Raw genomic sequence first — 24,057 nt, forward strand, 5'->3', positions numbered from 1 at the left:
TAAAGGAAAGAAAATGTTACACTTAACCCTCGAAGATCAACTTTTTCTCGGTCAACCAAAACAAGTCGGCACACACTCGACTGTGCATGATCACCTGGCGGTGATGTTTGAAGATGACGGTGAAACCGGCTATTTTTATGCATTAGATATGCGTCAAAATGCGCAGCCTGTTGTCGATTGCTTACATGTTTATAACGTCGATAACACACGCAATCACCACGAAGCACGTAAATTAGAAATCTGCTGGGATGAAAGCGGTTATTTAGCCTTATTGCTCATTAACGACTATCCACATGCCGTATTTGATTTTGCTCATTTGATCGGCTATAACACTAACAAACATCCTCAGCCTGACTTAATGAGCATGTGGACACACGAAGAAATCACCAATGAACGTGCGACCGCATGGCTTGGTGTGAATACCATTAAATAGGATTAACTATGCGATTTTACCGCGGTCTTCAGTCTTTCAAGATCATGAGTTTTGATCTTGATGACACCCTTTACGATAATAGTAATGTCATTCGTTTAGCCGAAGAACGCTTTCTTCAATGTGTGCAAGAATACGCGCAACTGAGTGAACTTACCTCAGAATATTGGCGAGAATGGAAATGGCAACTGGCGGAGAAAGATCCCTTGATTGCTGAAGATGTGATCGCCTGGCGGGTCGAAACGTTACGACACTTACTGGCGCATCATAGTAAAAGTGCGGTTGAAATTGACCGCACTTTGGCCATCGCTATGGAAGAATTTATTGAATGGCGGCATAAAATTGATGTACCCGCAGAAAGCATTGAAGTGCTGAATCAACTGAAAGATCGCTACCTGCTAAGCGTAATTACTAACGGCAATGTGATTGCAACACGTATTGGATTTGAACACTTTCAACTGAGTTTACGTGGAGGAGAGCAAGGCAGAGCGAAACCTCATCAAGATTTGTTCCACCAAACCGCCGATCATTTTGGCATAAAACCGAGTGAAATTTTACATATTGGTGATAACTTAACCACGGATGTTCAAGGCGCCATTCAAGCTGGCTGCCAAGCTGTATGGATTAATTTATCAGGCAAAGCTCTCAATTCATTTACTGAAGCAAGTGTTTTGCCTACATTAGAAATCAATCATTTAACTGAATTATTAACACTTTAACCCTATGATAAAAAAGAAAAATCAAGTTCTCGTCAGCCTTTCTATTGTGGCTTTATTGGGCGGCTGCTCAGAAGAGCAAGTTCAACGTGATGTTTATAACAGCCTTGAGGATTGTTTAGCTGATTGGCAAAAAATTGAATTATGCGAAGCTGACCAATCTAATGAAAATAACAGCAGCACAACTACACATGCTGGATCTGGCTCCTCTCTCTCGGGCAATTTAAATACACGTCCAAGCAATAATAGTGAATGGTCAGAAGACAATCAGACCGTCAAACAAACCTTAAATCCAGATGGCGCAACTCACTCTGGCAACTCAAGCGGTTCTGAGGGAACAAGCCACACGAGTTCTGCAACAGGAGAAGGACACGGTAGTATGGGCAGTGCGATTGCAGGTGCCGCAATGGGTTATATGATCGCGCGTACGATGGGCTCATTTTTAGGTCCAAGCTACAATCCAAGTAACCGTGCCGTTTCAACGCCAACGGGCCAAGTTATTCAACCGCAAACTAATCGTTCCGTCGGTAAACCTGTATTAGTGAAAGGTAATGCAGGCAGCACTTACAGCAAACCAGTTTCACGCGGTGGCTTTAAAAGCTCAAATTCAAGCAGCAGCCGTAGCTCAGGCGGTTAAATATGAAACGAATCACCGGTTTTCCCACTCGCCCCGATATGGTGCAACAATTATTAGATGTGGGCTTTGATTACTATAATCTGCCTTCCTCTGATGGCTCGCATTATTGGTCGGATAATGTAGCGTATGAATTTACCTTAGCTGAAATCGATCACATTGAAGATGCTACCAACGAATTGCATGCAATGTGTATGGATTTTGTTGCCGATGAAATTAAACAAGGTGATTATGCCCATTATCGCTTCACCGATTTACAGAAAAATCTGATTGAACAAACATGGGCTAAAAACGTACCGCACTTATATGGCCGTTTTGATTTTGGTTATGACGGCGAAAACCTCAAAATGTTTGAATACAATGCCGACACCCCTACTTCCCTGCTTGAAGCTGCTGTGGTGCAATGGCAATGGTTAGAGCAAATTGAAGGCTTAGCACATCGTGACCAATTCAATTGGATTCACGAAGAATTACTCAATCGCTTTCAGTTTATTCAACAGCAAACAGGGCTAAACGATTTCCATTTTAGTGCCATGCAAGAAGCGGGCCGTGAAGATTGGGGCAATATCGATTACTTGGCGGATGTGGCTTACAACGCAGGTTGGCATATTCATCAACTTGCCATTGAAGATGTTGGCTACGATAAAGACAGTCAGCAATTCCTCGATCTGAATAATCAACCTATTGATTGTTTATTTAAGCTCTATCCGCTTGAATGGATGACTACGACAGAATATGCACCACACATGCTTAATTCATCCACCACTTTTATTGAACCCGCGTGGAAATTACTATTAAGTAATAAAGTGCTATTAGAGAAATTGTGGCAAAAACATCCAAACCACCCTTTATTACTACCCGCTTACTTTAGTAAACATGATATTACCGATCGCCAATCAATATGGGTGAAAAAACCGACGTTAGGTCGTGAAGGCGCCAATGTTTCTTACTATGAAAAACGTAATGGTCTGGAATTTGCCGCCAAAGGTAGCGAACATTCAGCCTTTTACGATCAAGCTGGTTACATCTATCAACAAAAATTTGAACTGCCAAATTTTGATGGCATGTACCCTATGATTGGTTCTTGGGTAGTGGGTGATGTGGCTTGTGGCATTGGATTGAGAGAAGATTTTACCCCAGTTACTGGCAATGATAGTCACTTCATTCCGCATTACTTTGTGGAATAAAAACAACGCAAAAACTGACCGCACTTAACAGATAATAAGGAGATAAATATGTATCCATTTAGTTTTCAAAACCCTACTCGCATTGAATTTGGTCTCGATAAAGAAAAAGAGATGGGTAAATATATGCATGAATACGGTGCAAAAAAGGCCTTAATTATCTATGGTAGTGAACGTGTCAAACAATCCGGTTTATTTGAAGATGTGGCGAAAAGCTTACGTGAACATGGCATTGAATACATTGAATGTGGTGGCGTAAAAAGCAACCCGACAATCAGTAAAGTTCGTGAAGCCGTTGCAATGGCGAAAGACTTTGGAGCTGACAGCGTGTTGAGTATCGGTGGTGGCTCTTGCCTTGATAGTGCGAAAGCGATCGCAGCGGGTGCGTGCTATGAGGGTGATACTTGGGACTTTTTTAAAGGCACACCGGTGCAAAAAGCATTAATGATTTTCGATGTAATCACCCTTGCGGCAACAGGCAGTGAAATGAACTGGGGAGCCGTCATTACCAATGAAGAAACACAGCAAAAATATTCAATTCACAGCAATCATTTATTCCCAAAAGTATCTGTCATTAACCCGAAATTGCAAGCGACCGTCAGTCGTGATTATTTAGTGTATTCTGCCGCAGATATTATTGCTCATTCTATTGAAGCCTATTTCACAGCTGAATATCGTCCTGAAATTATTGATTTCTTAGTAGAAAGCAATATTAAAACTGTTATTCGTACGACTGAAATCTTGCTCAATGATCCACAAGATCTCAATGCGCGTGGCGAATTTGCCTGGGCGGCTACACTGGCGTTGAACGGTTTAACGCATTTAGGTATCTCACCTTACGGTTTCCCAAATCATATGATTGAGCATTCCATGAGTGCGATTTCAGATGTACCCCATGGCGCAGGGCTCTCTGTAATTATGACTGCGTGGATGCAATGGTATCAATCTCAAAGACCTGCTCAATTCAAACGCTTTGCTAAAGAAATATTTGGCTTAGATAAGGCTGAAGAGGGTATTCAAGCCTTAAAAGCTTGGTTTGATAAAATCGGTACACCAACCCGCCTTGAACAACTTAACATTGATGATAAAACCTTAGCTGAAATTGTTGATAATGCGGTTCAAACTGCGATTAAGGCGAAAATGGATAAGATTTATACCAAAGAAGCTATTGAAGCAATTTTCGCTTTAGCGAAGTAATCTCTCATAAGAAAGAGCGGTCAAATTCAAAATATAATGAAATTTGAGCGCTCTTTTTATATTCTCAACATTTCACTTATTGAAAAGCATGTAAAAAATAACCGCACTTTAGTTACCCAAAGTGCGGTTAATTTGAATTAAGTTTTAACGCTTAATTATAGTGAAGCTTGATCAACAGCCACACCAGCACCCATAGTTGTAGAGATGCTTACTTTCTTGATAAAGATACCTTTTGCAGTAGTTGGTTTTGCTTTGTTTAAAGCAGCCAATAATGCTTGAAGGTTTTCTTTTAATTGAACTTCAGAGAAGTTTGCTTTACCAATTGTTGTGTGGATGATACCGTTTTTATCATTACGATAACGGATCTGACCAGATTTAGCATTTTTAACTGCTTCAGCAACGTTTGGTGTTACGGTACCAACTTTAGGGTTTGGCATTAAACCACGTGGGCCTAATACTTGACCTAATTGACCAACAACACGCATTGCATCAGGAGAAGCGATAACAACGTCAAAGTTCATTTCGCCTTTTTTGATTTGCTCTGCTAAATCTTCCATACCGACTAAATCAGCGCCAGCTTCTTTAGCTGCATCTGCGTTAGCACCTTGGGTGAACACAGCTACGCGTACTTCACGACCTGTACCGTGTGGTAATACAGTTGCACCACGAACGTTTTGGTCTGATTTACGAGGATCGATACCTAAGTTTACTGCAACGTCAACACTTTCAACGAATTTAGCCGTTGCGAATTGTTTTAATAACGCAATTGCTTCGTTGATTTCGTATGCTTTAGTAGAATCTACGCCAGCTTTGATTGCTTTCATTTTTTTAGTCAATTTAGCCATCGTATTATTCCTCCACCACTAAGCCCATTGAGCGAGCAGTACCAGCAATTGATTTCATTTTAGTTTCGATAGTCGCACCAGTCATATCTGCTGCTTTAGTTTCAGCGATTTGACGAACTTGATCTAAAGTTACTTTACCCACTTTATCTTTGTTCGGTTTACCAGAACCAGATTTGATACCTGCAGCTTTTTTCAATAATACTGCTGCTGGTGGAGTTTTAGTAATGAAAGTGAATGAACGGTCTGCATATACAGTGATAACAACCGGAATCGGTAAACCTTTTTCTAAGCTCTCAGTACGAGCGTTGAATGCTTTACAGAATTCCATGATGTTCACACCTTGTTGACCTAATGCAGGACCAACTGGTGGTGATGGGTTTGCCATACCCGCTGCAACTTGCAACTTAACGTATGCTTGGACTTTTTTTGCCATTTTTTAGTTTCCTCTAAATGGGTGATAACGCCGAAATCGGCTCCCCTGTTAATGAAAGGCTGTATTTTAATTAATCAGCCTCGAAATTTCAAGCAGAAAAACTACTCGAAAAACAACCGCACTTTATTTTTAAGTGCGGCCATTAAATTTCTTATTTTGGTAAAGGGAAATTAACGTGTTTTTTCTACTTGACCAAATTCAAGCTCAACGGGTGTTGCACGACCGAAGATAGATACAGACACTTTTAAGCGACCTTTTTCGTAATCCACTTCTTCAACCGTACCATTAAAGTCAGCAAATGGACCTTCTGTCACACGCACTTCTTCACCTGGTTGATATTCTTTACGATGACGTGGTTTTTCAGCACTTTGCTCTAAACGATTTAAAATTAAATCTGCTTCACGTTTAGAAATTGGCGCAGGCTTATCTGGTGTACCACCGATAAAGCCCATTACACGTGGTACGCTTTTCACTAAGTGCCATGTGTCATCATTCATTGCCATTTCAACTAATACATAGCCGGGGAAGAATTTACGTTCGCTTTTACGGCGCTTACCCGCAACATTTTCAACAACTTCTTCAGTCGGCACTAACACTTCACCAAACTGATCTTCCATTTGTTGTTGTTTGATATATTCACGCAATGTGATTGCAACACGACTCTCAAAGCCTGAGAATGCTTGCAATACATACCAACGTTTTTTGGATACGTTTTCAGTTTCGCTCATTTTAGAATCTCAAATCGGTTAAGAAGTTAATCAATGCAATGATAATTGAATCTATTGCCCAGAAGAATAAAGAGGTAAGCACGGTTACCCCAATAACGATTAAAGTTGTTTGACGTGTTTCTGCACGAGTGGGCCATACCACTTTACGACCTTCAACTTTTGCTTCGCTAAAGAATGTACGAGCTTTTGTACCTTGATTAGTAATTGCAGCTAAACCAAAGGCAATTAATAAAGCGACAACTACGCCAACTACACGTACAGGTAAAGAGAAGGCGTCTTTAAAATAAACGTTACCAATCGCTGCAGCAGTAAAAAATGCCACAGAAAGAATCCAAAGAAACGTATTTAAGCCTTTTGATTTTCCTTCTACGACTTGTTCTTGGTCGTGTTTCTTTTTCTCAACAATTTCAGTTGCCATAAGTGAATCCGTATAAAATAAGGGATAAATAATTTTTAGATTAATTTTAGAACGTGCGATTGTAGCATTTTCTTTCGGGATTGCCTATGAAAAATGTTAGAAAAAACAACCGCACTTTCTATTAGTTTTTATATTCGAGCTTCGGTGGTTTGTTATCAACGATAGTTTCTTCATCCACAATCACTTTTTGCAAGTTTTCGATTGAAGGTAAATCATACATCGTATCTAACAACACAGCCTCAACGATTGAGCGTAAACCACGTGCACCGGTTTTACGTTCAAGGGCTTTTTTCGCCATCGCTTTTAATGCTTCTGGGGTGAATTCAAGCTCCACATCTTCTAAGCCAAATAATGCTTGATATTGTTTGGTCAGTGCATTTTTTGGTTGAGTCAGGATCTGAATTAACGCCTCTTCATCTAATTCGCTTAATGGCGCAATCATTGGAAGACGACCAATAAATTCTGGAATCAAACCGAATTTCATTAAATCATCCGGCTCAACTTGGCGGAATAATTCAGAAAGATTTTCTTTCTCTTCTTCTTTCTCTACTTTCGCATCAAAACCAATCCCGGTGTCAGTTTGTGTACGCTTACCGATAATTTTATCTAAGCCGGCAAATGCCCCACCACAAATAAAGAGGATTTTTGAGGTATCCACTTTCAACATTTCTTGTTGAGGGTGTTTACGTCCACCTTGTGGCGGTACAGATGCGATAGTGCCTTCAATTAATTTTAACAAGGCTTGTTGCACACCTTCGCCAGATACATCACGAGTAATAGACGCACCTTCTGATTTACGGCTGATTTTATCAATTTCATCAATATAGATAATGCCCTGCTCTGCTTTTTCCGTATCGTAATCGCAGTTTTGCAATAATTTTTGCAGCACGTTTTCCACGTCTTCGCCCACATAACCAGCTTCAGTTAACGTCGTCGCATCAGCCATAGCAAAAGGTACATTTAAACGGCGCGCCAAAGTTTGAGCTAATAAGGTTTTACCACTACCTGTTGGACCGATTAACAAGATGTTACTTTTACCTAATTCCACATCATTGCTTTGGTGGTTCGTACGTAAGCGTTTATAGTGATTGTAAACCGCCACTGACAAGACTTTTTTCGCATAATCTTGTCCAATCACATAATCGTCTAAGTGAGCACGAATTTCGTGCGGTGTCGGTAATTTTTCTTCAACTGCTAGTTCGCTAGGTGTTTTGATTTCTCCACTGTCTTCCAACATACTGTGGCAAAGCTCGATACACTCGTTACAAATATAACCCTCTGTACCTGCAATTAATTTACCTACTTCACTTTTTTCTCTTCCGCAGAAAGAACAGTGAAGATCGTTATCATTTGTTGTCATGTTAAATCCTTAACGTTTCATCAACACATCGTCCACTAAGCCGTAAGCTTTTGCTTCTTCCGCCGACATAAAGTTGTCACGATCAGTGTCTTTTTCGATACGCTCGATGTTTTGACCAGTATGGAAAGCAAGGCGCTCGTTTAAAGTATGCTTAATTTTAAGAATCTCTTGTGCGTGAATCTGAATATCTGATGCTTGTCCACGGAAACCACCTAACGGTTGGTGAATCATCACTCGTGCATTCGGTAATGCAGCTCGTTTTCCTGCTGCGCCTCCTGCAAGTAAAAATGCGCCCATTGAGCAAGCTTGGCCAATGCAAAGAGTACGCACATCTGGTTTAATAAATTGCATGGTATCGTAAATTGCCATACCCGCAGTCACTGAACCGCCTGGTGAGTTAATATAAATATTGATATCTTTTTTCGGATCTTCTGATTCTAAGAAAAGTAGCTGTGCCACGATCAAATTTGCCATACGATCTTCTACTTCACCACTCAAAAAGATCACGCGCTCTTTTAATAGGCGGGAATAAATGTCATACGAACGTTCACCACGAGAGGTTTGTTCGACAACCATAGGAATTACACTCATTTTTGCCCCTAAATATGTGCTAAAAAATCGGGCAATATTCTACCCGAAAATCAGTAAAAACAAAAATGCGGTCGCTTTTCATTGAAAAAAACGACCGCACTTTTCGATGATATACCTGTGAATTTAATTCACGTGCTATCAATTATTATGCTTGTGGATTCATGATCTCATCAAATGAAGACGCTTTTTCAGTCACTTGAGCTTTAGCAAGAACGGCATCAACTGCTTGTTCTTCTAATACTACATTGCGAATGTTGTTCATTAACTCTTCATTTTTGCTGTAATATTCAACTACTTCAGCGGGTTGTTCGTAAGCAGAAGCGATATCCGCGATCATTGCTTTCGCACGTTCTTCATCCGCTTTCAATTCGTTTGATTTGATCACTTCAGAGAATAATAAACCGACTTGAACACGACGTTTTGCATCAGCTTCAAATAATTCGCGTGGTAATTGTGCAGCTTGTTGTGCATTGCCACCGAAGCGTTGTGCGGCTTGGTTACGTAATACGTTGATTTCTTCTTCTACTGCAGAAGCTGGAACATCAATTGGGTTTTGTTCGATTAAACCGTTGATGACTTGTTGTTTAACACGAGAAACTAACGCGTTTTTCAATTCACGTTCCATGTTTTTACGGATTTCTGCACGTAAATCTGCCACAGTTTTGGTGTTTGGACCAAATTTGGCAACGAACTCATCTGTTAATTCAGGTAATTCCATTTCTTCTACTTTTTTCAAGGTGATCGCAAATTTTGCATCTTTACCTTTTAAGTTTTCAGAATGATATTCTGCTGGGAAAGTCACATTGATATCGAATTGTTCCCCTGCTTTGTGGTCTACGATGCCCTCTTCAAAACCAGGGATCATACGACCTTGGCCCATGAATAGAACGAAATCAGTTGCTTTACCGCCTTCGAATTCTTCGCCATCTACTGAACCAACGAAGTCGATTGTTACGCGTGAATCTGCTTTCGCTGCAGCTTTGCTTTCAGCCCAAGTCGCTTGTTGTTTACGTAATACATCGATCATTTTATCGATATCAGCTTCAGTGATTTCAACAGTTGGTTTCTCAACTTTGATGTTTTCTAAGCCTTTTAATTCAACTTCTGGGTACACTTCGAAAGTTGCAGTGAATGATAAATCTTTACCAGGTTCGAACGTTTCGATAGCGAAAGTTGGACGACCTGCAATGTTGATTTTCTCAGCGATTACTGCATCAAAAAAATGACGTGGTAATAAATCGTTTAATACATCTTGGCGGATTGATGCGCCAAAACGTTGTTCAATGATGTGAGCTGGCACATGACCTTTACGGAAACCATCAACACGTACATTTTTTGCTGCACGTTTAAATTCTTCACGAGTTGCTTTTTCTACAGCTTCAGCTGGAACGGTGATCGTCACACGACGCTCTAAACCTTGAGTTATTTCAATATTTAATGACATTTGTAACCTCAATTAATGTTGCACTCGGTAAAAACCACACCGAACACGTTATTGTTTGTAAAAATAAAAAACCGCCAAATTATAGCGAAAGAAAATCAAACAGTCGATAGAAACCGGAAAAATCAATAGAAAACCGGCTAAAATTGCACAATTTATCAACAATTTTGAATAAAGAAAAAAGTGCGGTCAAAAATAACCGCACTTTTTATCGAATTATAAACCTTTCGGTAAACGAATTTTTTGACCTGGGAAAATCTTATCCGCATCTTTAATCACTTCTTTGTTCGCTTCAACGATAGCGGTATATTTCGCGCCATTTCCGTAAGCTTTCTCAGCGATTTTCCACAAAGTGTCACCTTTTTGGATTACATAGAATGTTTCATCACTGCTTAAGGTTTCACCGTTATTGATGCTTGCATCGCTTGTTACTGAGTGGATACCTTGAATGTTACCCGCCATTAATACTGCTTTTTCTAATGCTGCTGCAGTTGATGCCACACCTTGGATATTGGCTACACCATTTTCAACGGTAACAGATAAGTTTTCTACGCCTGGATTGTCTTCTGCAATGTGTTGAGTCACAGCTTTAGACGCCTCTTCTTCTTTAGAAAAAATTTTCTTACCGATGTCACTGACAAAATCAAATAAACCCATTTTAACGTTCCTTTTGTATGTTTGTTTAAGGGATTATTACGATACTGAAATTCCCTTAAGAAGTCTATAAACCAGAGTGTAAAGCTATGTAAATATTCCAAGAAAACTGATCTAAAATTGACCGCACTTTGATAGAATACGCCGATTTTCAATTTACTCACTCAGCAAGGACAAATTATGCGTTGGCAAGGTCGTAAAGAAAGCTCAAATATTGAAGATAGACGTGGCTCTGGCGGCGGTAACTTCGGTGGAGGAAGAGGCACTGGTGTTTTCGGTATTATTATCTTATTAGTTGGTGCTTATTATGGCGTGGATCTTTCAGGCTTAGTGGGCACACCGGATTTTTCAGGACAAAGCTCTCAACGATTAGAAACCCAAGAAGAACAGCAGCTTGCGAGTCTTTCTAAAGTTGTATTAGCGGATACTGAAACCGTTTGGGGACAATATTTTAGACAAATGGGTAAAACCTATAGCGAGCCAACCATGGTGCTTTACAATGGCGTAACCCCAACCGCTTGTGGTACGGGTCAATCTGCAATGGGCCCATTCTACTGTCCAAGCGATCGCAAAGTTTACCTTGATTTATCATTCTATAATGAAATGAAAAATAAACTGGGTGCAGCAGGTGATTCAGCCTTTGCTTATGTAATTGCGCACGAAGTCGGTCACCATGTGCAAAATATGCTTGGTATCCTGCCGCAAGTGAATCGCGCACAACAAAGCAGCGATCGCAAAACTGCAAATCGACTTTCTGTTCAATTAGAACTTCAAGCTGACTGTTTCGCCGGTGTTTGGGCGAGCCAAGCGGTGAAAAGTGGTTTATTTGAACGCGGCGATGAAGAGAAAGCATTTAATGCAGCAGAAGCTGTGGGCGATGACCGTTTACAAAAACGCAACCAAGGTTATGTGGTACCGGATAGTTTCACTCATGGTACATCGGCACAACGTCTAGAATGGTTCAGAAAAGGCTTGCAAAGCGCTAACCCTTCTATGTGTAATACCTTTAACCAATAAGATCTTTAAGGCTGATTCATATCAACCTTTTTATTTCAGCATAAAAAAAGTGCAGATCATTTTGAGCCACACTTTTATTATTGTCTTGATTATGCAAATGCCTGTAATTCAGGGTTGATTGGTGTTTCAGCGATGTTGTTCACATAGTTGCATAATGTGGCGAGGCTGACACCTAAAATCACATCAATAGCATTTTCTTGAGTATAACCTGCATCAAAGAATGCTTTAAGCTGCGCTTCAGTTAATTTTGCTTTTTGCAAAATAACGGCAAGGGTGAAACGTGCTAAAGTATCCAGTTTTTTATCACTTTCAATACGAGCTGTCGCACGAATTTGGTTTACAAGCTCTTCTTCAAGTTTTAATACTTTTAAAGCGATCTTCGTGTGGCCTGCTACACAGAAGCCACAACCATTGACTACCGCAGCAGTAATTTGCACCACTTCGCGTTCTGTTGCGGTTAAGCTGTTACGACCATTAATACCACCGACAGTGCGATAAGTTTCAAGTGCAGTAGGGGCATTCGCGAGAACACCAATTAAATTTGGAATAAAACCATTAGCATTTTGTACGGCTTTTAAAGTTTCTTGTGCTGCTTCAGGGGCTGATTCAATGGTGTGAATTTTAAATTGAGACATAAACTACTCCTACGGGATAAATCATAAATTTCCGTTTGATAATACCTTTCTAACTTAAATAATAAAAAGAAGAAAAGCTTATTTCATATAGCCAAAAGTTATGATTATTTTGGCGTCGCTATGCTGCCGTATCTGTACCTGCTACTAACGCAACGAAGAAGGTTGGAATCGCCACACGTAACGCTTGTAATGCAAGACCGCTGAAGTGACAGAATTCAATGCCACGGAAGTTCGCTTTTGCGGCAAAATCATCGGCTTTGTGTTGAAGGAAGATGATTAAAGTACGCACGAAGATAGTTAATACTTGACCTGCCGCGGCCACTGGAGACGATGAGTTTGACGTTCGTCCAATACACTCCCCATACCGCAAATGGCGGCAATGAGTGTGACTAAAATAATTTCCATTGTTGTCATAATGAATTTTTGAGGTATTTATAAATTAAGCGCAAAGTGCGGTTGATTTTGAAATAATTTTTGCTGAATAGAAAGCATTTCGCTCCAAATAAGAAACAGTTAAAATAAGCTAAATTTTATCTTTGGAGTTTTAATGTTTTTTGTTTATCTCATTATCGCTTTAGCAGCAGGTGTCGCACTCGCGACGCAATCAGCCATTAATACGCAATTAGCGAAAGCCATGAGTGGTGAAGCGGTGATTGCTACCTTTATTTCTTTTGCGGTAGGCACGATTTTTCTCTTTTTTATCGCCTTGGCTAAAACTGATTTATGGGGCAATTTATCCACGATTCCATCACAACCTTGGTGGAAATTAATTGGTGGGGTGCTTGGCGCTGTTGTCGTGTTCACAACCGTTTTGCTTGCACCTAAATTAGGGATTACTGCGATGTTATTTTTTATCATCATCGGGCAATTAATTACGGCTGCCACTATCGATCATTTTGGTCTTATCGGTATGCCGATTCGAGAAGTAAATATCACAAAATTTATTGGATTAATTATTGTTGGCTTTGGATTAGTATTTTATTTCTTTGGAGATAAGTTGGTTGAGCTATTTGGGGCGAGATAGGATAGAATACGTCTCTATTTATTGATTAATCGCGTAATTGGGGAATCTATGCGAAAGCGTTGCCTGTGGGCGTTGATTATTTTGTTGCTGTTGATTGTAGTAAGCGTTGGCTTAGTACGCGTTTTTGCGACCCCAAAACGTGTAGCGCAACTCACCAATCATTTTTTAGCACCGCATTATCACATTGAATTAGCCGATGACTGGCAATGGGAAACAACAGGTTTAACGCTGTCAGAGCTAAAAGTGAAAACCGACCACTGTACGCTTGTGAACCTGAATAATACTCAGGTGACTTGGTGGAATACGCATAGTCTTGATGTTGAAAAGGCGAGCTTGAATTATGATTGTTTAACTCATTTACCCAATGATAATGCTGAAAAAACACCGCCAAATTTGACCGCACTTTGGGCAGCATTGCCGATTTCTCATGTTAATGTTAAACACTTTCAATTAACGAATGCCGAAGCCTTAACACAAGAGGCTTTAAAACCTTTCTTATCGGCTGATTGGGCGTTAGACGCAAACTATAACGGCAACCAATTAGCACTTGAAGCGCAAGCCAATAATGACGGACTTGAGCTTCATCATCAATCGACTGTCACGCCAAAAGATGGTATTTTCCAATGGGCGGGCAGTACGAACATCAAACAAACAGATGATAAAACCTACGATCTTCATTTCTCTGCGAATTTTGATCCTGATCTTTCTCAACTCCCTCAACAAGGAAATGTTTTATTCAATTGGAATAACCCTGAACTGGCTGTAACCAAAGGCGAGGCAAAAGTGTCGTGGCAAGGGGCAGATGGCCAATTAAATGCCCAAGATTTAACAACTAATTCACTATTGTTGGATGTGCCTTTTGTGTTCACCAAAGACGGCTTGGATATTTCATGGGGGAAATTTTATTGGACCTTCGATAGCTATCAACCGGTCAAAGGCTTCCTTGGGTTATCTATTCACCGTGCTGCAGAAGGCTTATTGCCATTGAGCATTGATATGAACGTGATCCTACAAACCTTTGGTGAAATGGGCAAAGGGGAGATCGTGATTTCAGGCAAAAATGGTGAAATCGGTGGTGGCGATGACAATAATGAATTGGATTTTGAGCTGAAAACACGCGGGGATTTACGTTATAACGCAACCGTGGCGCAAACCAATTTAACCTATCATCTTGGCGGGCTCTTCACCCATCCAGTGGTGTATTTTTATCCGGGTTCCGTCTTTAAAATGGATACTGTTCAGCCAGATACCAAATTGCATGTTCGTTTACCGTTAGATGACATTATTATCGGTCGTTATGGCTTGGAAGGGCGTTTGCTCGCAACATTAAAGGGCACGACACCACAGTTTGAAAATCTCGATTTAAAATTAGATGGAAATGCCCATGAGTTTATTGCGGGTATTAAAACGGTGTTTGACTTGAGGGATGAAGAACATAAGTTGCAGTCGGTAGAGAAACAAGCGACAAACCGTTGGGATTGGACAATCAATGGCAGTGCAAACTGGAAATCTTTAAATACACCAGTCAAAATGGAAGGTAAAGGCTTTTGGGAATCCGATCATATTGAATTAAATCAACTTTCTGCCCATTCTAAAGAAGTGAAAATGAAAGAGGTAAAAATGGCACCACTTTCATTGGAACTTAAAGATCGACTCCGTTGGGATTATGAAGAAGGGCATATTCGAGGTTTGTTGCAAGCGAAAACAGATTGGATTGAACTGGCTTATGGCGGCCGTTTTGTTTCGCCTGTTTTCGGCTTAGGTATTGATGGTAAGAGTATCAGTAACTTCAATTTTGCAGGTGATTTAAAGGCTGGTTCGCTTGGGCCTTTAGATGTCTTGGGTGTATATCAGAATAGTGCACTTTCAGGCGAAATTAGCTGGAAAGAACAATCCGCAAAAGTGTTCCAATCACTTTTCCCTCAACAATGGAATTGGATAATTCATGAGGGCAGCATTAAAGGACAAAGTGAATTCGCAATCAATGACAATGGCATGAAGATGAAGGGGGAGCTGAATCTTAAAAATGGCAAAATTACTATGCCAGATGGTGAGATTTATGGCTTGAATATTCGCTTCCCGATGAATTATGAAAACTCGGCATTGCAAGTGGCTTCGGGTAAACCGATCCATATTTCGACTCAAAATATTCGCTATGGCGCGCTTTCTGTCGCAAATGGGGAATTGGATTTGTTTGGGCGTTATCCGAACACCATGAAAAATCCGCTTACTTTGAGAAATGTGAAAGTTTCCTTATTTGATGGCGTATTGACGGTGCCTCAGCTCACTTTCCCACAAAGTAAAATGGCGACACTTTCATTTACTAATATTGATTTAGCCCAAGTGTTAGCCTTGGCACAATATAACCAAGTAACCTTAACCGGCCGCGCCAATGCGACCCTGCCATTTTGGCTGGGACATAAGGAATGTTTGATTTGTAATGGCACATTGGAACAAGTGGGAAATGTATCCATCAAATTAACCGATGAAATGGTGAAAGGGCTGAAAAAAGGCGGTTGGACAGAAAATATTTTGGTGGATTTATTAAAAGAAATGGAACTGCAAAATTCCCATGCGGCGGTGACGCTCGATCCGAAAGGGCAAATGACATTGCGTGCTAGTATTAGCGGATTTAATCCAACCAAGCGAACCAATAATCCGATAACGTTAAATTATACGCACCAAGAAAATATGTTTGAATTGTGGAATATGATTGACTATGGCTCGCAATTTGAACAAAATCTGCAATATAAACTTTATAAGCAATTAGACAAAGACAAATGATAAAACACTTTAAATTTCAACCGCACTTTTTTATTTTGGCGGCAATGTTTACACTTATAGCTTGCACTCCGACCATTCAATTGGACACCCCAAAGGAAGGTATCACCATTAATATGAATGTGGTGGTGGACCACAATATTAAAGTGGAAATGGATGAGAAATCTCAAAAAGCTGTGAGCGAAGTTGATTCTTCGAAGAAATAATTGAATCAATTAAAAAGGCCATCTGTATGTTAGATTTCAGATGGCCTTTTTCTTTTAAAGTGCGGTTAGATTTCCAAATGCTTTTTGTAAATATTCTAGCCCAAATTTTATCAATCATTTTTCATTGATTTTGATTTACAAGCTTTTTGTTAATCAGAAGTGAATCACAAAATCTCTTATGAATCATTTTTCCATAAATTTGATTCACAAACTTGTTTGTTAATCATAAATAAGTGATAATGCAATTTATCAATCAAAAATTAGTTTTTTTGATTCGCAAAGGGATAATAGTATGTATAAGCTGCTTAACTTTGATGATGCTGTTCAGTATCACTATAATCAATTTCCTCCTAAATCATTAGATTACACCTTTTAACGATGAATACGTGCACCCCTTAGTGGGTGCATAATTTAACGATGCCGTGTTCATTTGCACACGATGATAACGATTGGGTGCATTAGTCACTGTTGCACTCATGAACACGGTCTCCTCTCGGTATTATCTCAGTAACAAACTGGGATTTGATTATTTCTCCATCACATAATTCGTTAAGGAAATTCCGTTTCTCATAACTTGTTGCTCCTTAACCAACCTATATCCTCTATGCAAGAAAAACGGCTTTGCTGTAATGGATGCGTGCGTTGTGATTTTAACAAAACCATTTTCTAACCTATTGCATAACTCACTTGCGATTCCTTGTCTTTGATAATCCTTGTGTACGAACAATCTATCAAGGTAGCCTGTGTTATCTATATCTCCAAAGCCTACAACAGTATTATCTTCTATGGCTACAAACGTATTATGTTCTAAAAAAGATTTGTTCCAAACACATAAATCAACATTTCCTGTTGCCCAAACATCTAACTGTTCCTGTGAATAGTCTTTGGCATTTACGGTATGAACAGTTTGATAAAATAACTCTGCCAGTTGCTCACAATCTGATGATATATATTTTCGAATAAACATTTCGATTTCCTCCACAAATTCAAATTTATTTATTCAATTACAAACTAACAGTTATTATTACTTTCCTTCTAATCCTTTAATGCCACTATCACCAAGTTTTTGCAGTGACATTAATTGTGTTCTAGCAAGTTTTCTAAGTTCCCTCATTCTTTCTTTTTGCTCCATACCTTTTCCAATAAGAATCGCATTATAGTTTTCCATATTGGCAAGTACAAGTAACTCATTCAGACTTGCATAATCTCTCATATTACCTCTTAGATCTGGATTCTCTTCACGCCACTGTTTCGCTCTTTTGTTAAATAAAGCAACATTAAGCATATCTACTTCACTTGCATACTTATAAGATATCCCACTAAAACCGACGTCATGCTGAGCGATCCGGCAATCAGATTATCGTTGAAAAACGTAATCTCGTCTTGTGATTCGCGTAACGCCATAATGTACAGCAACGGCAAGTAATGATCTGGCGTTGGCACAGAAAGCTCGGCTTTTTCGCCTAACTGTTCATAATGCACCAAGGTTTTATCATCTTGTGTCGCAATCGCCTGATTGACTGTTTCACGGAAAGCAAACGCCCAGTCATAACCCGCACCGATTTGATCGATATGTTCCCAACTTATCGCTCTCAGATTATGCACAATATTGCCGCTGCCGATAATCAGCACACCTTGTTCTCGTAAAGCAGATAATTTTTTCGCCAAATTGAAATGCCATTCTGCCGATTGCAAACGGTTAAGGCTCAGTTGCACCACAGGAATATCGGCATCGGGATAGAGATATTTCAACACTGCCCATGCACCATGATCAAAACCACGCGTTGGGTTCAGCTCGACATTTTCCGGCTGTAATAATGACCGCACTTGCTCCGCCAACTCAGGCGAACCAGGCGCGGGATATTGCACTTGGCTGAGTTCATCGGGGAAGCCGTAGAAATCGTAAATCATTTCAGGGTGTTCACCTGAGGTCACCTGCAAACGGCTGCTGTACCAATGTGCGGAAATCATCAAAATGGCTTTTGGTTTGGCAAACTGTTGCGTAATTAGGCTGAAATTCTGATTGAACGGGTTTTCCTTATCTAACGCATTCATCGGGCTACCATGCCCAACGAACAATACAGGCATTTTTTCATTATTTTCTCCTCAATATTTGATGGAGCAGATTGTACGGTTAAATCTTTGTGTGAAAAATACCACTTTATGAACAACATCTTTTACTAATCAGAAATAATGAATGATAAGGTTTAGAGAGATTGATGTGTTAAATAAGGTAAATATGACAAAGTGCGGTTAAATTTCACGAAAATTTTACTTAAAATTTACTTCATTTACAGTTTATTATCTTTATATTTAGGCGTATGATGACTATCAGTTTTACATAAACCCTAAATTTATTTAGGTAAATATATTATTTCTATTTAATAGGAGATTGAATGATGAAAAAATTATTCACAGCAGTACTTTCTGCGGCAGCGATTGCTGTACCTTTTTTTGCTTCTGCGAATACTGCGCCACAAACAGAACAAAGTGCAGTACAACTAGAAAAAGCAAAAGGCGTTTGGATTGATGTGCGTTCAGCGGAGGAATTTAACTCTGGACATTTACAAGATGCGGTAAATATTCCACATGATAAAATTGTTGAAGGCGTTAAAGCGCTTGGATCAGATAAAGATGCACCAATCAATCTTTATTGTCGTAGTGGTCGCCGTGCGGAAGCCGCACTCACTGAGTTGAAAAATGCAGGCTATACCAATGTAACCAACCATGGTGGTTATGAAGATTTGGTTAAAAAAGGTTTGAAATAAACAACATATTATTTAAAGCAAAAATCCCCTAGAGCAGTAGGGGATTTTTATTATAAAGTGATCTGCCCTCCAAAAGTTGGACAGGTTAGTTAACTTAAATATTGAGCTCGGTATTGCACTGGGCTCAATCCTTTGAAAGCAAGTTTAATGTGTTTTTGGTTGTAATACACTAAATATTCTTCAATTTCAGCCTGTAATTCAGCGATTGAATGATAAGTTCGTGAGTAAAAACACGCTGATTTTAGTATCGCAAAAAAACTTTCAATCGGCTGGTCTCTTTTGCGCCACGAATAAATTCCTTCGCCAGCATATTGGAAGAGCCGTGTTTGTTTCCGCTGCTCTTTAAAACCAGAGTCTTCATAAGCTCAGATACTCCTCATCGATGACCGGTTCACACCATTCGTTCGAGGCGTTCTCTCCCTCGATCTCAAAGGCAAGATGTGAAAACCAGCTGTCCTTCTGGGCTCCATGCCAATGCTTTACATTCGCCGGAATATGAATCACTGTACCGGGAAGGATCTCCTGCGCAGGCTTACCTTCTTCCTGATACCAGCCTTTTCCGCCGACACCGATCAACATCTGGCCGCCGCCTTTTGATGCATGATGGATATGCCAGTTGTTTCGGCAGCCCGGTTCGAAGGTCACGTTGAAGATCATCACCTGCTCTGTTGATACGGGAGCCAGATAGCTCTGTCCGACGAAATACTGAGCAAAGCCGTCGTTGGGGTCGCCAATAGGGAAGAAGATCTCCTTCTGGAATCTTTCCTTCTCCGTCAGCGGTTCCATTCCCTCATCATAAATACCGTTCGCTTTCGCAAGATTAAAAACCGCCCAGGCCTTCGGCCAGCCAGCGTAAAAAGCAACATGCGTCACGATGGCCGCAAACTACTGCTTCGTCACACCGTGTGCTTTCGCGTTCTGAATGTGGTAGACGAGAGAGGAATCCGTTATGCCCTGCGACATCAGTGCCACCATCGTGATTACGCAGCGGGTCTTCAGATCAATATCCTGATTGTTCCAGTTTTCACCGAATAGCACATCATCATTAAAATGGGCAAACTCCGGAGCGAACTCTCCCAGTGCCTTTCTTCCGGCTGTTTGTACGATTTTTTCTGACATGAATTTGTCCTCCATATTTCTGTTATGTCTGTTATGGTCAACTTTTTTGAGCGATTAAGCCCTTTTCTAGTTGTTAGAAAAGGGGCTTTCAACGAAATAAAAACAAGAAAGTAGTTTGAGCCGTTTAGATTTTATCCACTACTATTCTCGCTACTCTTATACGCCCGTTTTCCACGCGTAGATGCGTTTCAAATTATCCACCGTGTCGTGATTTATGATGGCGGCGAACGTACCGTCCAGTTTGGCAATTTCTGCTTTGTCTTCATCGCTGAGGGCAAAGTCAAAGACATTCAAGTTTTCCGCCATGCGTTCAGGTTTGGTGGATTTTGCCAACACGATGATGTCGCGATCAATCAGCCAGCGGGTAATCACCTGCGCCACGGATTTGCCGTATTTCACGCCAATTTTGCTTAACACAGGATTGTGGAAAATATCGTTTTGGCCTTCGGCAAACGGCCCCCACGCTTCCACGGCGATGCCTTCGGCCTGCAAAGCGGCAACGGCTTCGGTTTTTTGTTGGAACGGATTGATTTCAATCTGATTGGCTTGCGGCATCACTTTATTGAACAGCCCCAAATCCACCGCGCGTACGGGCGAAAAATTGCTCACGCCGATGGCGCGGATTTTGCCGGCTGCCTGATATTCTTCCAGCGCGCGCCATGTGCCGTGGCTGTCGCCGTAAGGCTGATGAATCAGCACCATATCGATATAATCCAAATTCAGACGGCTTAATGAACGATCCAGCGAGGCTTTAGCGGCTTCATAGCCGAAATTTTCCACCCAAATTTTGGTGGTAACGAACAATTCTTCGCGCGCCACACCGCTGTTTTTAATCCCCAAACCGACTTCGGTTTCATTTATATAAGCCTGCGCGGTGTCGATGTGACGGTAACCCGCCTTGATGGCGGCAATCACAGCTTGTTCCGTTTCTTCGGGCGGAATTTGAAATACGCCGAAACCGAGCACAGGAATTTTTACGCCATTGTTTAATGTGATATTTTGCATGATATTGTCTCCTGTTTGTTCTCATGAAAGTGTAGCCATTTTACCCCGCGTTTTTATTGAGATAAATTAGGCTTTGTTTTATGATGTCGTGAATTAAATTCACTAATCAGCTAAAACGGGGCGGGAAAATGCAGAACTTTAACGAACTGAATTATTTTTTGACACTCGCACAAACGCAGAGTTTTGTAAAAGCGGGACAGCTTTTGGGGATTTCTTCTTCGGCGTTGAGCCATAGCATGAAAAATTTAGAAACGCGGCTGAACCTGCGCTTGTTCAACCGCACGACACGCAATGTGTCACTAACCGAAGCTGGGCAGCAGCTTTTCGACCAACTTTCCCCGCTTTATCAAGCCATAAACCAAGAAGTCGATGCATTAAACGATTTTTTGAATACGCCATCGGGATTGATTCGTATCAATGCCTCTGCAGTGGCGGCGGAAGCGGTGTTGTACCCGAAATTAAAGCCGATTTTGAACCAATACCCGAAAATCCGTTTGGAGATCGTGGTGGACGACCGCTTGGCGGACATTGTGAAAGAAGGGTTTGATATGGGCGTGCGGCTGGGCAACGATGTGGCAAAAGAGATGATTGCCGTGCCGATTTCCGCACCGTTCAAAATGGCGTTGGTCGCCTCACCCGATTATTTGGTGCAATACGGTTCGCCGAAAAATATTGACGATTTGCAGAAGCACCGCCTTATCGGCACAAAGCTCTCCGCCGAACACGGCTCGGAGATGCAGTGGGAATTCAAATACAAAAAAGAGCTGATTACCTTCACGCCCAAATCGCAGTTTTCCACCAATAATCATCTGCGTCTGCAAGCCGTTTCAGACGGACTCGGCATCACTTGGCTGCCGCATATCATCGCCGCAGACGCGCTCCATTCCGGGCAACTGGTCGAGCTGTTGCCCGAGTACGCCATCACTTACGATCCGTTTTACCTCTATTACCCCAGCCGTCGCAGGCATTCGAATGCGTTTAAGTTGATTGTGGATGCGCTAAAAGTAAAAGCCGTCTGAAATTTCAGACGGCTTTTTTCATAACAAAGTACGGTCAGATTTTCGTTTACTAAATACAATAATCTTCCTTTAATAAATGACGATAGGCATAAAGATAAGATGCACCGACAAATGCTGCACCACCCGTGACATTGCCTAAAAAGACAGGAATCATATTGAAGAAGAATTGGCTCCAAGTCACATTAGCACCAGCAAAAATCCCGGCAGGAATAATAAACATATTAGCGACAAAGTGTTGTAATCCGATAAGCACAAAAATCATCACTGGGAACCACATGGCGAGAATACGACCAGAGGTTTGTTTGGCACCAAAATAGAACCAAATACCCATGCAGACCATCCAGTTACAGGCAATAGCAGAAATAAAGGCACGACCAAAATCCATTTGCACTTTAGCTTCGGCAATAGCAATGGTTTTAGCAGAGGCAGCACCTTCTGATAAACCGACATAATGCCCTAAGAAATAGGCCATAAACAGCGCACCGAGCAGGTTACCCAAACTCACGACAATCCAGTTACGAAATAATTTTTTAAGGCTTACTCTTTTGGTTAAACGGCCTAATGCCATCATCATCATATTTCCCGTGGCTAATTCACCACCACCGATTAGAATACAAATTAAACAAATCGGAAACACGGCCGCACCAAGTAATGTCGCCAGCCCTCCCCACTCAGGAGGAATACCACTCACGACTTTTAAATAGGCCATATAACCAAAACTCACATAGCCGCCACCTAAAAAACTTAAAATAGAGAGTGTTTTTAGGTGTCCTTGCGACTTAGCATAACTTTTATCAATAACATCTTGTAAGATTTCGTGGGGATAAAGATCGCGATGCTGCATAGTTGTACCTCTAGTGAAAATAAGACGGTAAAAATGTAGCAAAGCACATAGCAAAACCGAAAGAATTGTTAAATATATGTACTGATTTTTAGTTATAACGAAATTGAATAATAATCCGAACCTAAAATTAGGTGTCTAGGTTCTTTTTTTGAGGGCAAAGTGCGGTCGGTGGGAACAATATCGCCCAAGTTAGAAACGATATAAGGGAAACATCGTCTATTACATTTTTCTATAAATCAAAATCCGCGTAAATTCAGTCGGGTAGTCCAATCTGAATGTCATACCGGGTGAATGGTAGAGACGAAACTCAACGGTAACGTTAGGGTATTTATCGATAGAAAATTCATAGGAAGTGAAAAAATATGTGGTCTCATCAAAAGCCGTTTTCAGTGTTTCTGATTTTTCCTCACTTTTTTTAAGATTCAGATGAAAGTATTTTGTCAATTCATCTTTGTCAAATAGGATATTTATTGAACCTTCACTTTCATCCCAATAGAGATTAAGTTCTGATGAATCCCCTAATGATTTTGGTAAAAATCATTAAGTTAAGGTGGATACACATCTTGTCATATGATCAAATGGTTTCGCGAAAAATCAATAATCAGACAACAAGATGTGCGAACTCGATATTTTACACGACTCTCTTTACCAATTCTGCCCCGAATTACACTTAAAACGACTCAACAGCTTAACGTTGGCTTGCCACGCATTACTTGACTGTAAAACTCTCACTCTTACCGAACTTGGCCGTAACCTGCCAACCAAAGCGAGAACAAAACATAACATCAAACGAATCGACCGATTGTTAGGTAATCGTCACCTCCACAAAGAGCGACTCGCTGTATACCGTTGGCATGCTAGCTTTATCTGTTCGGGCAATACGATGCCCATTGTACTTGTTGACTGGTCTGATATTCGTGAGCAAAAACGACTTATGGTATTGCGAGCTTCAGTCGCACTACACGGTCGTTCTGTTACTCTTTATGAGAAAGCGTTCCCGCTTTCAGA

The 24,057-nt window shown here is 40.7% G+C and carries 27 protein-coding genes and 3 pseudogenes; 12 read left to right on the forward strand and 18 right to left on the reverse strand.

What is annotated here, in order from left to right:
* The first annotated feature begins 13 nt into the window (after window positions 1-13).
* The 5 genes and pseudogenes from ACXVWB_RS08605 (at window position 14) to ACXVWB_RS08625 (ending at window position 4,161) form a co-directional block, all read left to right on the forward strand.
* Window positions 14-433, forward strand: a complete 420-nt coding sequence (locus ACXVWB_RS08605) for a DUF2251 domain-containing protein (RefSeq protein WP_289902185.1) — start codon at window positions 14-16, stop codon at window positions 431-433.
* 8 nt (window positions 434-441) lie between these two features.
* Window positions 442-1,149 (forward strand): HAD-IA family hydrolase, encoded by a 708-nt coding sequence (locus tag ACXVWB_RS08610; RefSeq protein WP_289902184.1) that lies wholly within the window; start codon window positions 442-444, stop codon window positions 1,147-1,149.
* A 373-nt stretch (window positions 1,150-1,522) separates the two neighbouring features.
* A pseudogene (locus ACXVWB_RS08615) lies at window positions 1,523-1,783 on the forward strand (hypothetical protein); the annotation flags it as partial.
* Window positions 1,784-1,785: 2 nt separating this feature from the next.
* The gene (locus ACXVWB_RS08620) at window positions 1,786-2,967 is read left to right on the forward strand and encodes a glutathionylspermidine synthase family protein (RefSeq protein WP_289902183.1); all 1,182 of its coding nucleotides are present in this window, start codon (window positions 1,786-1,788) and stop codon (window positions 2,965-2,967) included.
* A gap of 48 nt (window positions 2,968-3,015) precedes the next feature.
* The gene (locus ACXVWB_RS08625) at window positions 3,016-4,161 is read left to right on the forward strand and encodes an iron-containing alcohol dehydrogenase (RefSeq protein WP_265469400.1); all 1,146 of its coding nucleotides are present in this window, start codon (window positions 3,016-3,018) and stop codon (window positions 4,159-4,161) included.
* A 155-nt stretch (window positions 4,162-4,316) separates the two neighbouring features.
* Here ACXVWB_RS08625 and rplA read toward each other — a convergent pair whose 3' ends face one another.
* The 8 genes from rplA to lysM all read right to left on the reverse strand — a co-directional run bounded on the left by rplA (window position 4,317) and on the right by lysM (window position 10,634).
* Window positions 4,317-5,006 carry a 50S ribosomal protein L1 gene (gene rplA / locus ACXVWB_RS08630; RefSeq protein WP_005695230.1) on the reverse strand — a complete coding sequence of 230 codons (690 nt, stop codon included), beginning with the start codon at window positions 5,004-5,006 and terminating at the stop codon, window positions 4,317-4,319.
* A gap of 4 nt (window positions 5,007-5,010) precedes the next feature.
* Complete coding sequence (gene rplK, locus ACXVWB_RS08635) at window positions 5,011-5,439, reverse strand: 50S ribosomal protein L11 (protein ID WP_014064251.1); 429 nt, start codon at window positions 5,437-5,439, stop codon at window positions 5,011-5,013.
* Window positions 5,440-5,609: 170 nt separating this feature from the next.
* On the reverse strand, window positions 5,610-6,167 hold the full coding sequence (gene nusG, locus ACXVWB_RS08640) for a transcription termination/antitermination protein NusG (protein ID WP_005695227.1): 558 nt from the start codon (window positions 6,165-6,167) through the stop codon (window positions 5,610-5,612).
* Window position 6,168: 1 nt separating this feature from the next.
* Complete coding sequence (gene secE / locus ACXVWB_RS08645; RefSeq protein ID WP_289902182.1) at window positions 6,169-6,585, reverse strand: preprotein translocase subunit SecE; 417 nt, start codon at window positions 6,583-6,585, stop codon at window positions 6,169-6,171.
* Between the two features lie 121 nt (window positions 6,586-6,706).
* Window positions 6,707-7,945, reverse strand: a complete 1,239-nt coding sequence (gene clpX, locus ACXVWB_RS08650; RefSeq protein ID WP_289902181.1) for an ATP-dependent protease ATP-binding subunit ClpX — start codon at window positions 7,943-7,945, stop codon at window positions 6,707-6,709.
* A gap of 9 nt (window positions 7,946-7,954) precedes the next feature.
* Window positions 7,955-8,536, reverse strand: coding sequence for an ATP-dependent Clp endopeptidase proteolytic subunit ClpP (gene clpP, locus ACXVWB_RS08655; RefSeq protein ID WP_289902180.1), 582 nt, complete (start codon window positions 8,534-8,536; stop codon window positions 7,955-7,957).
* A gap of 145 nt (window positions 8,537-8,681) precedes the next feature.
* Entirely contained in the window at window positions 8,682-9,980 is a 1,299-nt protein-coding gene (gene tig, locus ACXVWB_RS08660) for a trigger factor (protein ID WP_289902179.1), read from the reverse strand.
* Between the two features lie 213 nt (window positions 9,981-10,193).
* Window positions 10,194-10,634 (reverse strand): peptidoglycan-binding protein LysM, encoded by a 441-nt coding sequence (lysM, locus tag ACXVWB_RS08665; RefSeq protein WP_128786841.1) that lies wholly within the window; start codon window positions 10,632-10,634, stop codon window positions 10,194-10,196.
* A 177-nt stretch (window positions 10,635-10,811) separates the two neighbouring features.
* Between lysM and ypfJ the strand changes: the two genes are divergently transcribed.
* Window positions 10,812-11,648 (forward strand): KPN_02809 family neutral zinc metallopeptidase, encoded by an 837-nt coding sequence (ypfJ, locus tag ACXVWB_RS08670; RefSeq protein ID WP_128786840.1) that lies wholly within the window; start codon window positions 10,812-10,814, stop codon window positions 11,646-11,648.
* Window positions 11,649-11,737: 89 nt separating this feature from the next.
* Here ypfJ and ACXVWB_RS08675 read toward each other — a convergent pair whose 3' ends face one another.
* Entirely contained in the window at window positions 11,738-12,283 is a 546-nt protein-coding gene (locus ACXVWB_RS08675) for a carboxymuconolactone decarboxylase family protein (RefSeq protein ID WP_128786839.1), read from the reverse strand.
* 127 nt (window positions 12,284-12,410) lie between these two features.
* Window positions 12,411-12,697, reverse strand: a pseudogene (locus ACXVWB_RS08680) (PTS sugar transporter subunit IIC); the annotation flags it as partial.
* A gap of 133 nt (window positions 12,698-12,830) precedes the next feature.
* Here ACXVWB_RS08680 and ACXVWB_RS08685 point away from each other — a divergent pair.
* From ACXVWB_RS08685 to ACXVWB_RS08695, 3 genes are read left to right on the forward strand one after another with little or no spacing between them, the layout of a single operon-like run.
* Window positions 12,831-13,307, forward strand: a complete 477-nt coding sequence (locus tag ACXVWB_RS08685; RefSeq protein ID WP_289902178.1) for a DMT family transporter — start codon at window positions 12,831-12,833, stop codon at window positions 13,305-13,307.
* A gap of 48 nt (window positions 13,308-13,355) precedes the next feature.
* Window positions 13,356-16,091, forward strand: coding sequence for a YdbH family protein (locus tag ACXVWB_RS08690; RefSeq protein WP_289902177.1), 2,736 nt, complete (start codon window positions 13,356-13,358; stop codon window positions 16,089-16,091).
* The gene (locus tag ACXVWB_RS08695; RefSeq protein WP_289902176.1) at window positions 16,088-16,294 is read left to right on the forward strand and encodes a YnbE family lipoprotein; all 207 of its coding nucleotides are present in this window, start codon (window positions 16,088-16,090) and stop codon (window positions 16,292-16,294) included. Before ACXVWB_RS08690 ends, ACXVWB_RS08695 begins: the two co-directional genes overlap by 4 nt.
* A 526-nt stretch (window positions 16,295-16,820) precedes the next feature.
* Here the strand turns inward: ACXVWB_RS08695 and ACXVWB_RS08700 are convergent.
* The 3 genes from ACXVWB_RS08700 to ygiD are packed head-to-tail and all read right to left on the reverse strand — an operon-like array spanning window position 16,821 to window position 18,382.
* Window positions 16,821-17,261 (reverse strand): GNAT family N-acetyltransferase, encoded by a 441-nt coding sequence (locus ACXVWB_RS08700; protein ID WP_289902175.1) that lies wholly within the window; start codon window positions 17,259-17,261, stop codon window positions 16,821-16,823.
* A gap of 57 nt (window positions 17,262-17,318) precedes the next feature.
* A complete protein-coding gene (locus ACXVWB_RS08705) occupies window positions 17,319-17,579 on the reverse strand; it encodes a hypothetical protein (protein WP_289902174.1) in 261 nt (86 codons plus the stop codon).
* Window positions 17,580-17,581: 2 nt separating this feature from the next.
* Complete coding sequence (gene ygiD / locus ACXVWB_RS08710) at window positions 17,582-18,382, reverse strand: 4,5-DOPA-extradiol-dioxygenase (RefSeq protein WP_289902173.1); 801 nt, start codon at window positions 18,380-18,382, stop codon at window positions 17,582-17,584.
* A gap of 311 nt (window positions 18,383-18,693) precedes the next feature.
* Here ygiD and ACXVWB_RS08715 point away from each other — a divergent pair, with 311 nt between their 5' ends.
* Window positions 18,694-19,062, forward strand: a complete 369-nt coding sequence (locus ACXVWB_RS08715; protein WP_289902238.1) for a rhodanese-like domain-containing protein — start codon at window positions 18,694-18,696, stop codon at window positions 19,060-19,062.
* An 89-nt stretch (window positions 19,063-19,151) separates the two neighbouring features.
* On the opposite strand, the gene ACXVWB_RS08720 is transcribed toward ACXVWB_RS08715, so the two are convergent.
* The 4 genes from ACXVWB_RS08720 to ACXVWB_RS08735 all read right to left on the reverse strand — a co-directional run bounded on the left by ACXVWB_RS08720 (window position 19,152) and on the right by ACXVWB_RS08735 (window position 21,186).
* A complete protein-coding gene (locus ACXVWB_RS08720) occupies window positions 19,152-19,358 on the reverse strand; it encodes an IS3 family transposase (protein WP_128787980.1) in 207 nt (68 codons plus the stop codon).
* Window positions 19,359-19,419: 61 nt separating this feature from the next.
* On the reverse strand, window positions 19,420-19,935 hold the full coding sequence (locus ACXVWB_RS08725) for a cupin domain-containing protein (protein WP_216364014.1): 516 nt from the start codon (window positions 19,933-19,935) through the stop codon (window positions 19,420-19,422).
* 12 nt (window positions 19,936-19,947) lie between these two features.
* Complete coding sequence (locus ACXVWB_RS08730; RefSeq protein WP_216364013.1) at window positions 19,948-20,181, reverse strand: carboxymuconolactone decarboxylase family protein; 234 nt, start codon at window positions 20,179-20,181, stop codon at window positions 19,948-19,950.
* Between the two features lie 156 nt (window positions 20,182-20,337).
* The gene (locus ACXVWB_RS08735; RefSeq protein ID WP_128786832.1) at window positions 20,338-21,186 is read right to left on the reverse strand and encodes an aldo/keto reductase; all 849 of its coding nucleotides are present in this window, start codon (window positions 21,184-21,186) and stop codon (window positions 20,338-20,340) included.
* A gap of 128 nt (window positions 21,187-21,314) precedes the next feature.
* Between ACXVWB_RS08735 and ACXVWB_RS08740 the strand changes: the two genes are divergently transcribed.
* On the forward strand, window positions 21,315-22,205 hold the full coding sequence (locus tag ACXVWB_RS08740; protein ID WP_289902172.1) for a LysR family transcriptional regulator: 891 nt from the start codon (window positions 21,315-21,317) through the stop codon (window positions 22,203-22,205).
* Between the two features lie 49 nt (window positions 22,206-22,254).
* Here the strand turns inward: ACXVWB_RS08740 and ACXVWB_RS08745 are convergent, their stop codons facing one another.
* The gene (locus ACXVWB_RS08745; RefSeq protein ID WP_289902171.1) at window positions 22,255-23,049 is read right to left on the reverse strand and encodes a formate/nitrite transporter family protein; all 795 of its coding nucleotides are present in this window, start codon (window positions 23,047-23,049) and stop codon (window positions 22,255-22,257) included.
* Window positions 23,050-23,662: 613 nt separating this feature from the next.
* On the opposite strand from ACXVWB_RS08745, the pseudogene ACXVWB_RS08750 reads away from it, so the two are divergent.
* Window positions 23,663-24,057, forward strand: a pseudogene (locus tag ACXVWB_RS08750) (IS4 family transposase); the annotation flags it as partial.

This window comes from Haemophilus sp. SZY H53, assembly GCF_054332375.1.

Excerpts from the sequence above, each read along its gene's own strand:
- ACXVWB_RS08705 (WP_289902174.1), bottom strand. The coding sequence starts at position 17,579 with ATGCTTAATGTTGCTTTATTTAACAAAAGAGCGAAACAGTGGCGTGAA.
- ACXVWB_RS08740 (WP_289902172.1), top strand. The coding sequence starts at position 21,315 with ATGCAGAACTTTAACGAACTGAATTATTTTTTGACACTCGCACAAACG.
- clpP (WP_289902180.1), bottom strand. The coding sequence starts at position 8,536 with ATGAGTGTAATTCCTATGGTTGTCGAACAAACCTCTCGTGGTGAACGT.
- ACXVWB_RS08620 (WP_289902183.1), top strand. The coding sequence starts at position 1,786 with ATGAAACGAATCACCGGTTTTCCCACTCGCCCCGATATGGTGCAACAA.
- ACXVWB_RS08605 (WP_289902185.1), top strand. The coding sequence starts at position 14 with ATGTTACACTTAACCCTCGAAGATCAACTTTTTCTCGGTCAACCAAAA.
- secE (WP_289902182.1), bottom strand. The coding sequence starts at position 6,585 with ATGGCAACTGAAATTGTTGAGAAAAAGAAACACGACCAAGAACAAGTC.
- lysM (WP_128786841.1), bottom strand. The coding sequence starts at position 10,634 with ATGGGTTTATTTGATTTTGTCAGTGACATCGGTAAGAAAATTTTTTCT.
- ypfJ (WP_128786840.1), top strand. The coding sequence starts at position 10,812 with ATGCGTTGGCAAGGTCGTAAAGAAAGCTCAAATATTGAAGATAGACGT.
- ACXVWB_RS08675 (WP_128786839.1), bottom strand. The coding sequence starts at position 12,283 with ATGTCTCAATTTAAAATTCACACCATTGAATCAGCCCCTGAAGCAGCA.
- ACXVWB_RS08700 (WP_289902175.1), bottom strand. The coding sequence starts at position 17,261 with ATGTTTATTCGAAAATATATATCATCAGATTGTGAGCAACTGGCAGAG.
- ACXVWB_RS08745 (WP_289902171.1), bottom strand. The coding sequence starts at position 23,049 with ATGCAGCATCGCGATCTTTATCCCCACGAAATCTTACAAGATGTTATT.
- rplK (WP_014064251.1), bottom strand. The coding sequence starts at position 5,439 with ATGGCAAAAAAAGTCCAAGCATACGTTAAGTTGCAAGTTGCAGCGGGT.
- ygiD (WP_289902173.1), bottom strand. The coding sequence starts at position 18,382 with ATGCCTGTATTGTTCGTTGGGCATGGTAGCCCGATGAATGCGTTAGAT.
- ACXVWB_RS08735 (WP_128786832.1), bottom strand. The coding sequence starts at position 21,186 with ATGCAAAATATCACATTAAACAATGGCGTAAAAATTCCTGTGCTCGGT.
- ACXVWB_RS08610 (WP_289902184.1), top strand. The coding sequence starts at position 442 with ATGCGATTTTACCGCGGTCTTCAGTCTTTCAAGATCATGAGTTTTGAT.
- clpX (WP_289902181.1), bottom strand. The coding sequence starts at position 7,945 with ATGACAACAAATGATAACGATCTTCACTGTTCTTTCTGCGGAAGAGAA.
- tig (WP_289902179.1), bottom strand. The coding sequence starts at position 9,980 with ATGTCATTAAATATTGAAATAACTCAAGGTTTAGAGCGTCGTGTGACG.
- ACXVWB_RS08695 (WP_289902176.1), top strand. The coding sequence starts at position 16,088 with ATGATAAAACACTTTAAATTTCAACCGCACTTTTTTATTTTGGCGGCA.
- ACXVWB_RS08715 (WP_289902238.1), top strand. The coding sequence starts at position 18,694 with ATGAAAAAATTATTCACAGCAGTACTTTCTGCGGCAGCGATTGCTGTA.
- ACXVWB_RS08625 (WP_265469400.1), top strand. The coding sequence starts at position 3,016 with ATGTATCCATTTAGTTTTCAAAACCCTACTCGCATTGAATTTGGTCTC.
- ACXVWB_RS08690 (WP_289902177.1), top strand. The coding sequence starts at position 13,356 with ATGCGAAAGCGTTGCCTGTGGGCGTTGATTATTTTGTTGCTGTTGATT.
- ACXVWB_RS08685 (WP_289902178.1), top strand. The coding sequence starts at position 12,831 with ATGTTTTTTGTTTATCTCATTATCGCTTTAGCAGCAGGTGTCGCACTC.
- rplA (WP_005695230.1), bottom strand. The coding sequence starts at position 5,006 with ATGGCTAAATTGACTAAAAAAATGAAAGCAATCAAAGCTGGCGTAGAT.
- ACXVWB_RS08730 (WP_216364013.1), bottom strand. The coding sequence starts at position 20,181 with ATGTCAGAAAAAATCGTACAAACAGCCGGAAGAAAGGCACTGGGAGAG.
- nusG (WP_005695227.1), bottom strand. The coding sequence starts at position 6,167 with ATGAGCGAAACTGAAAACGTATCCAAAAAACGTTGGTATGTATTGCAA.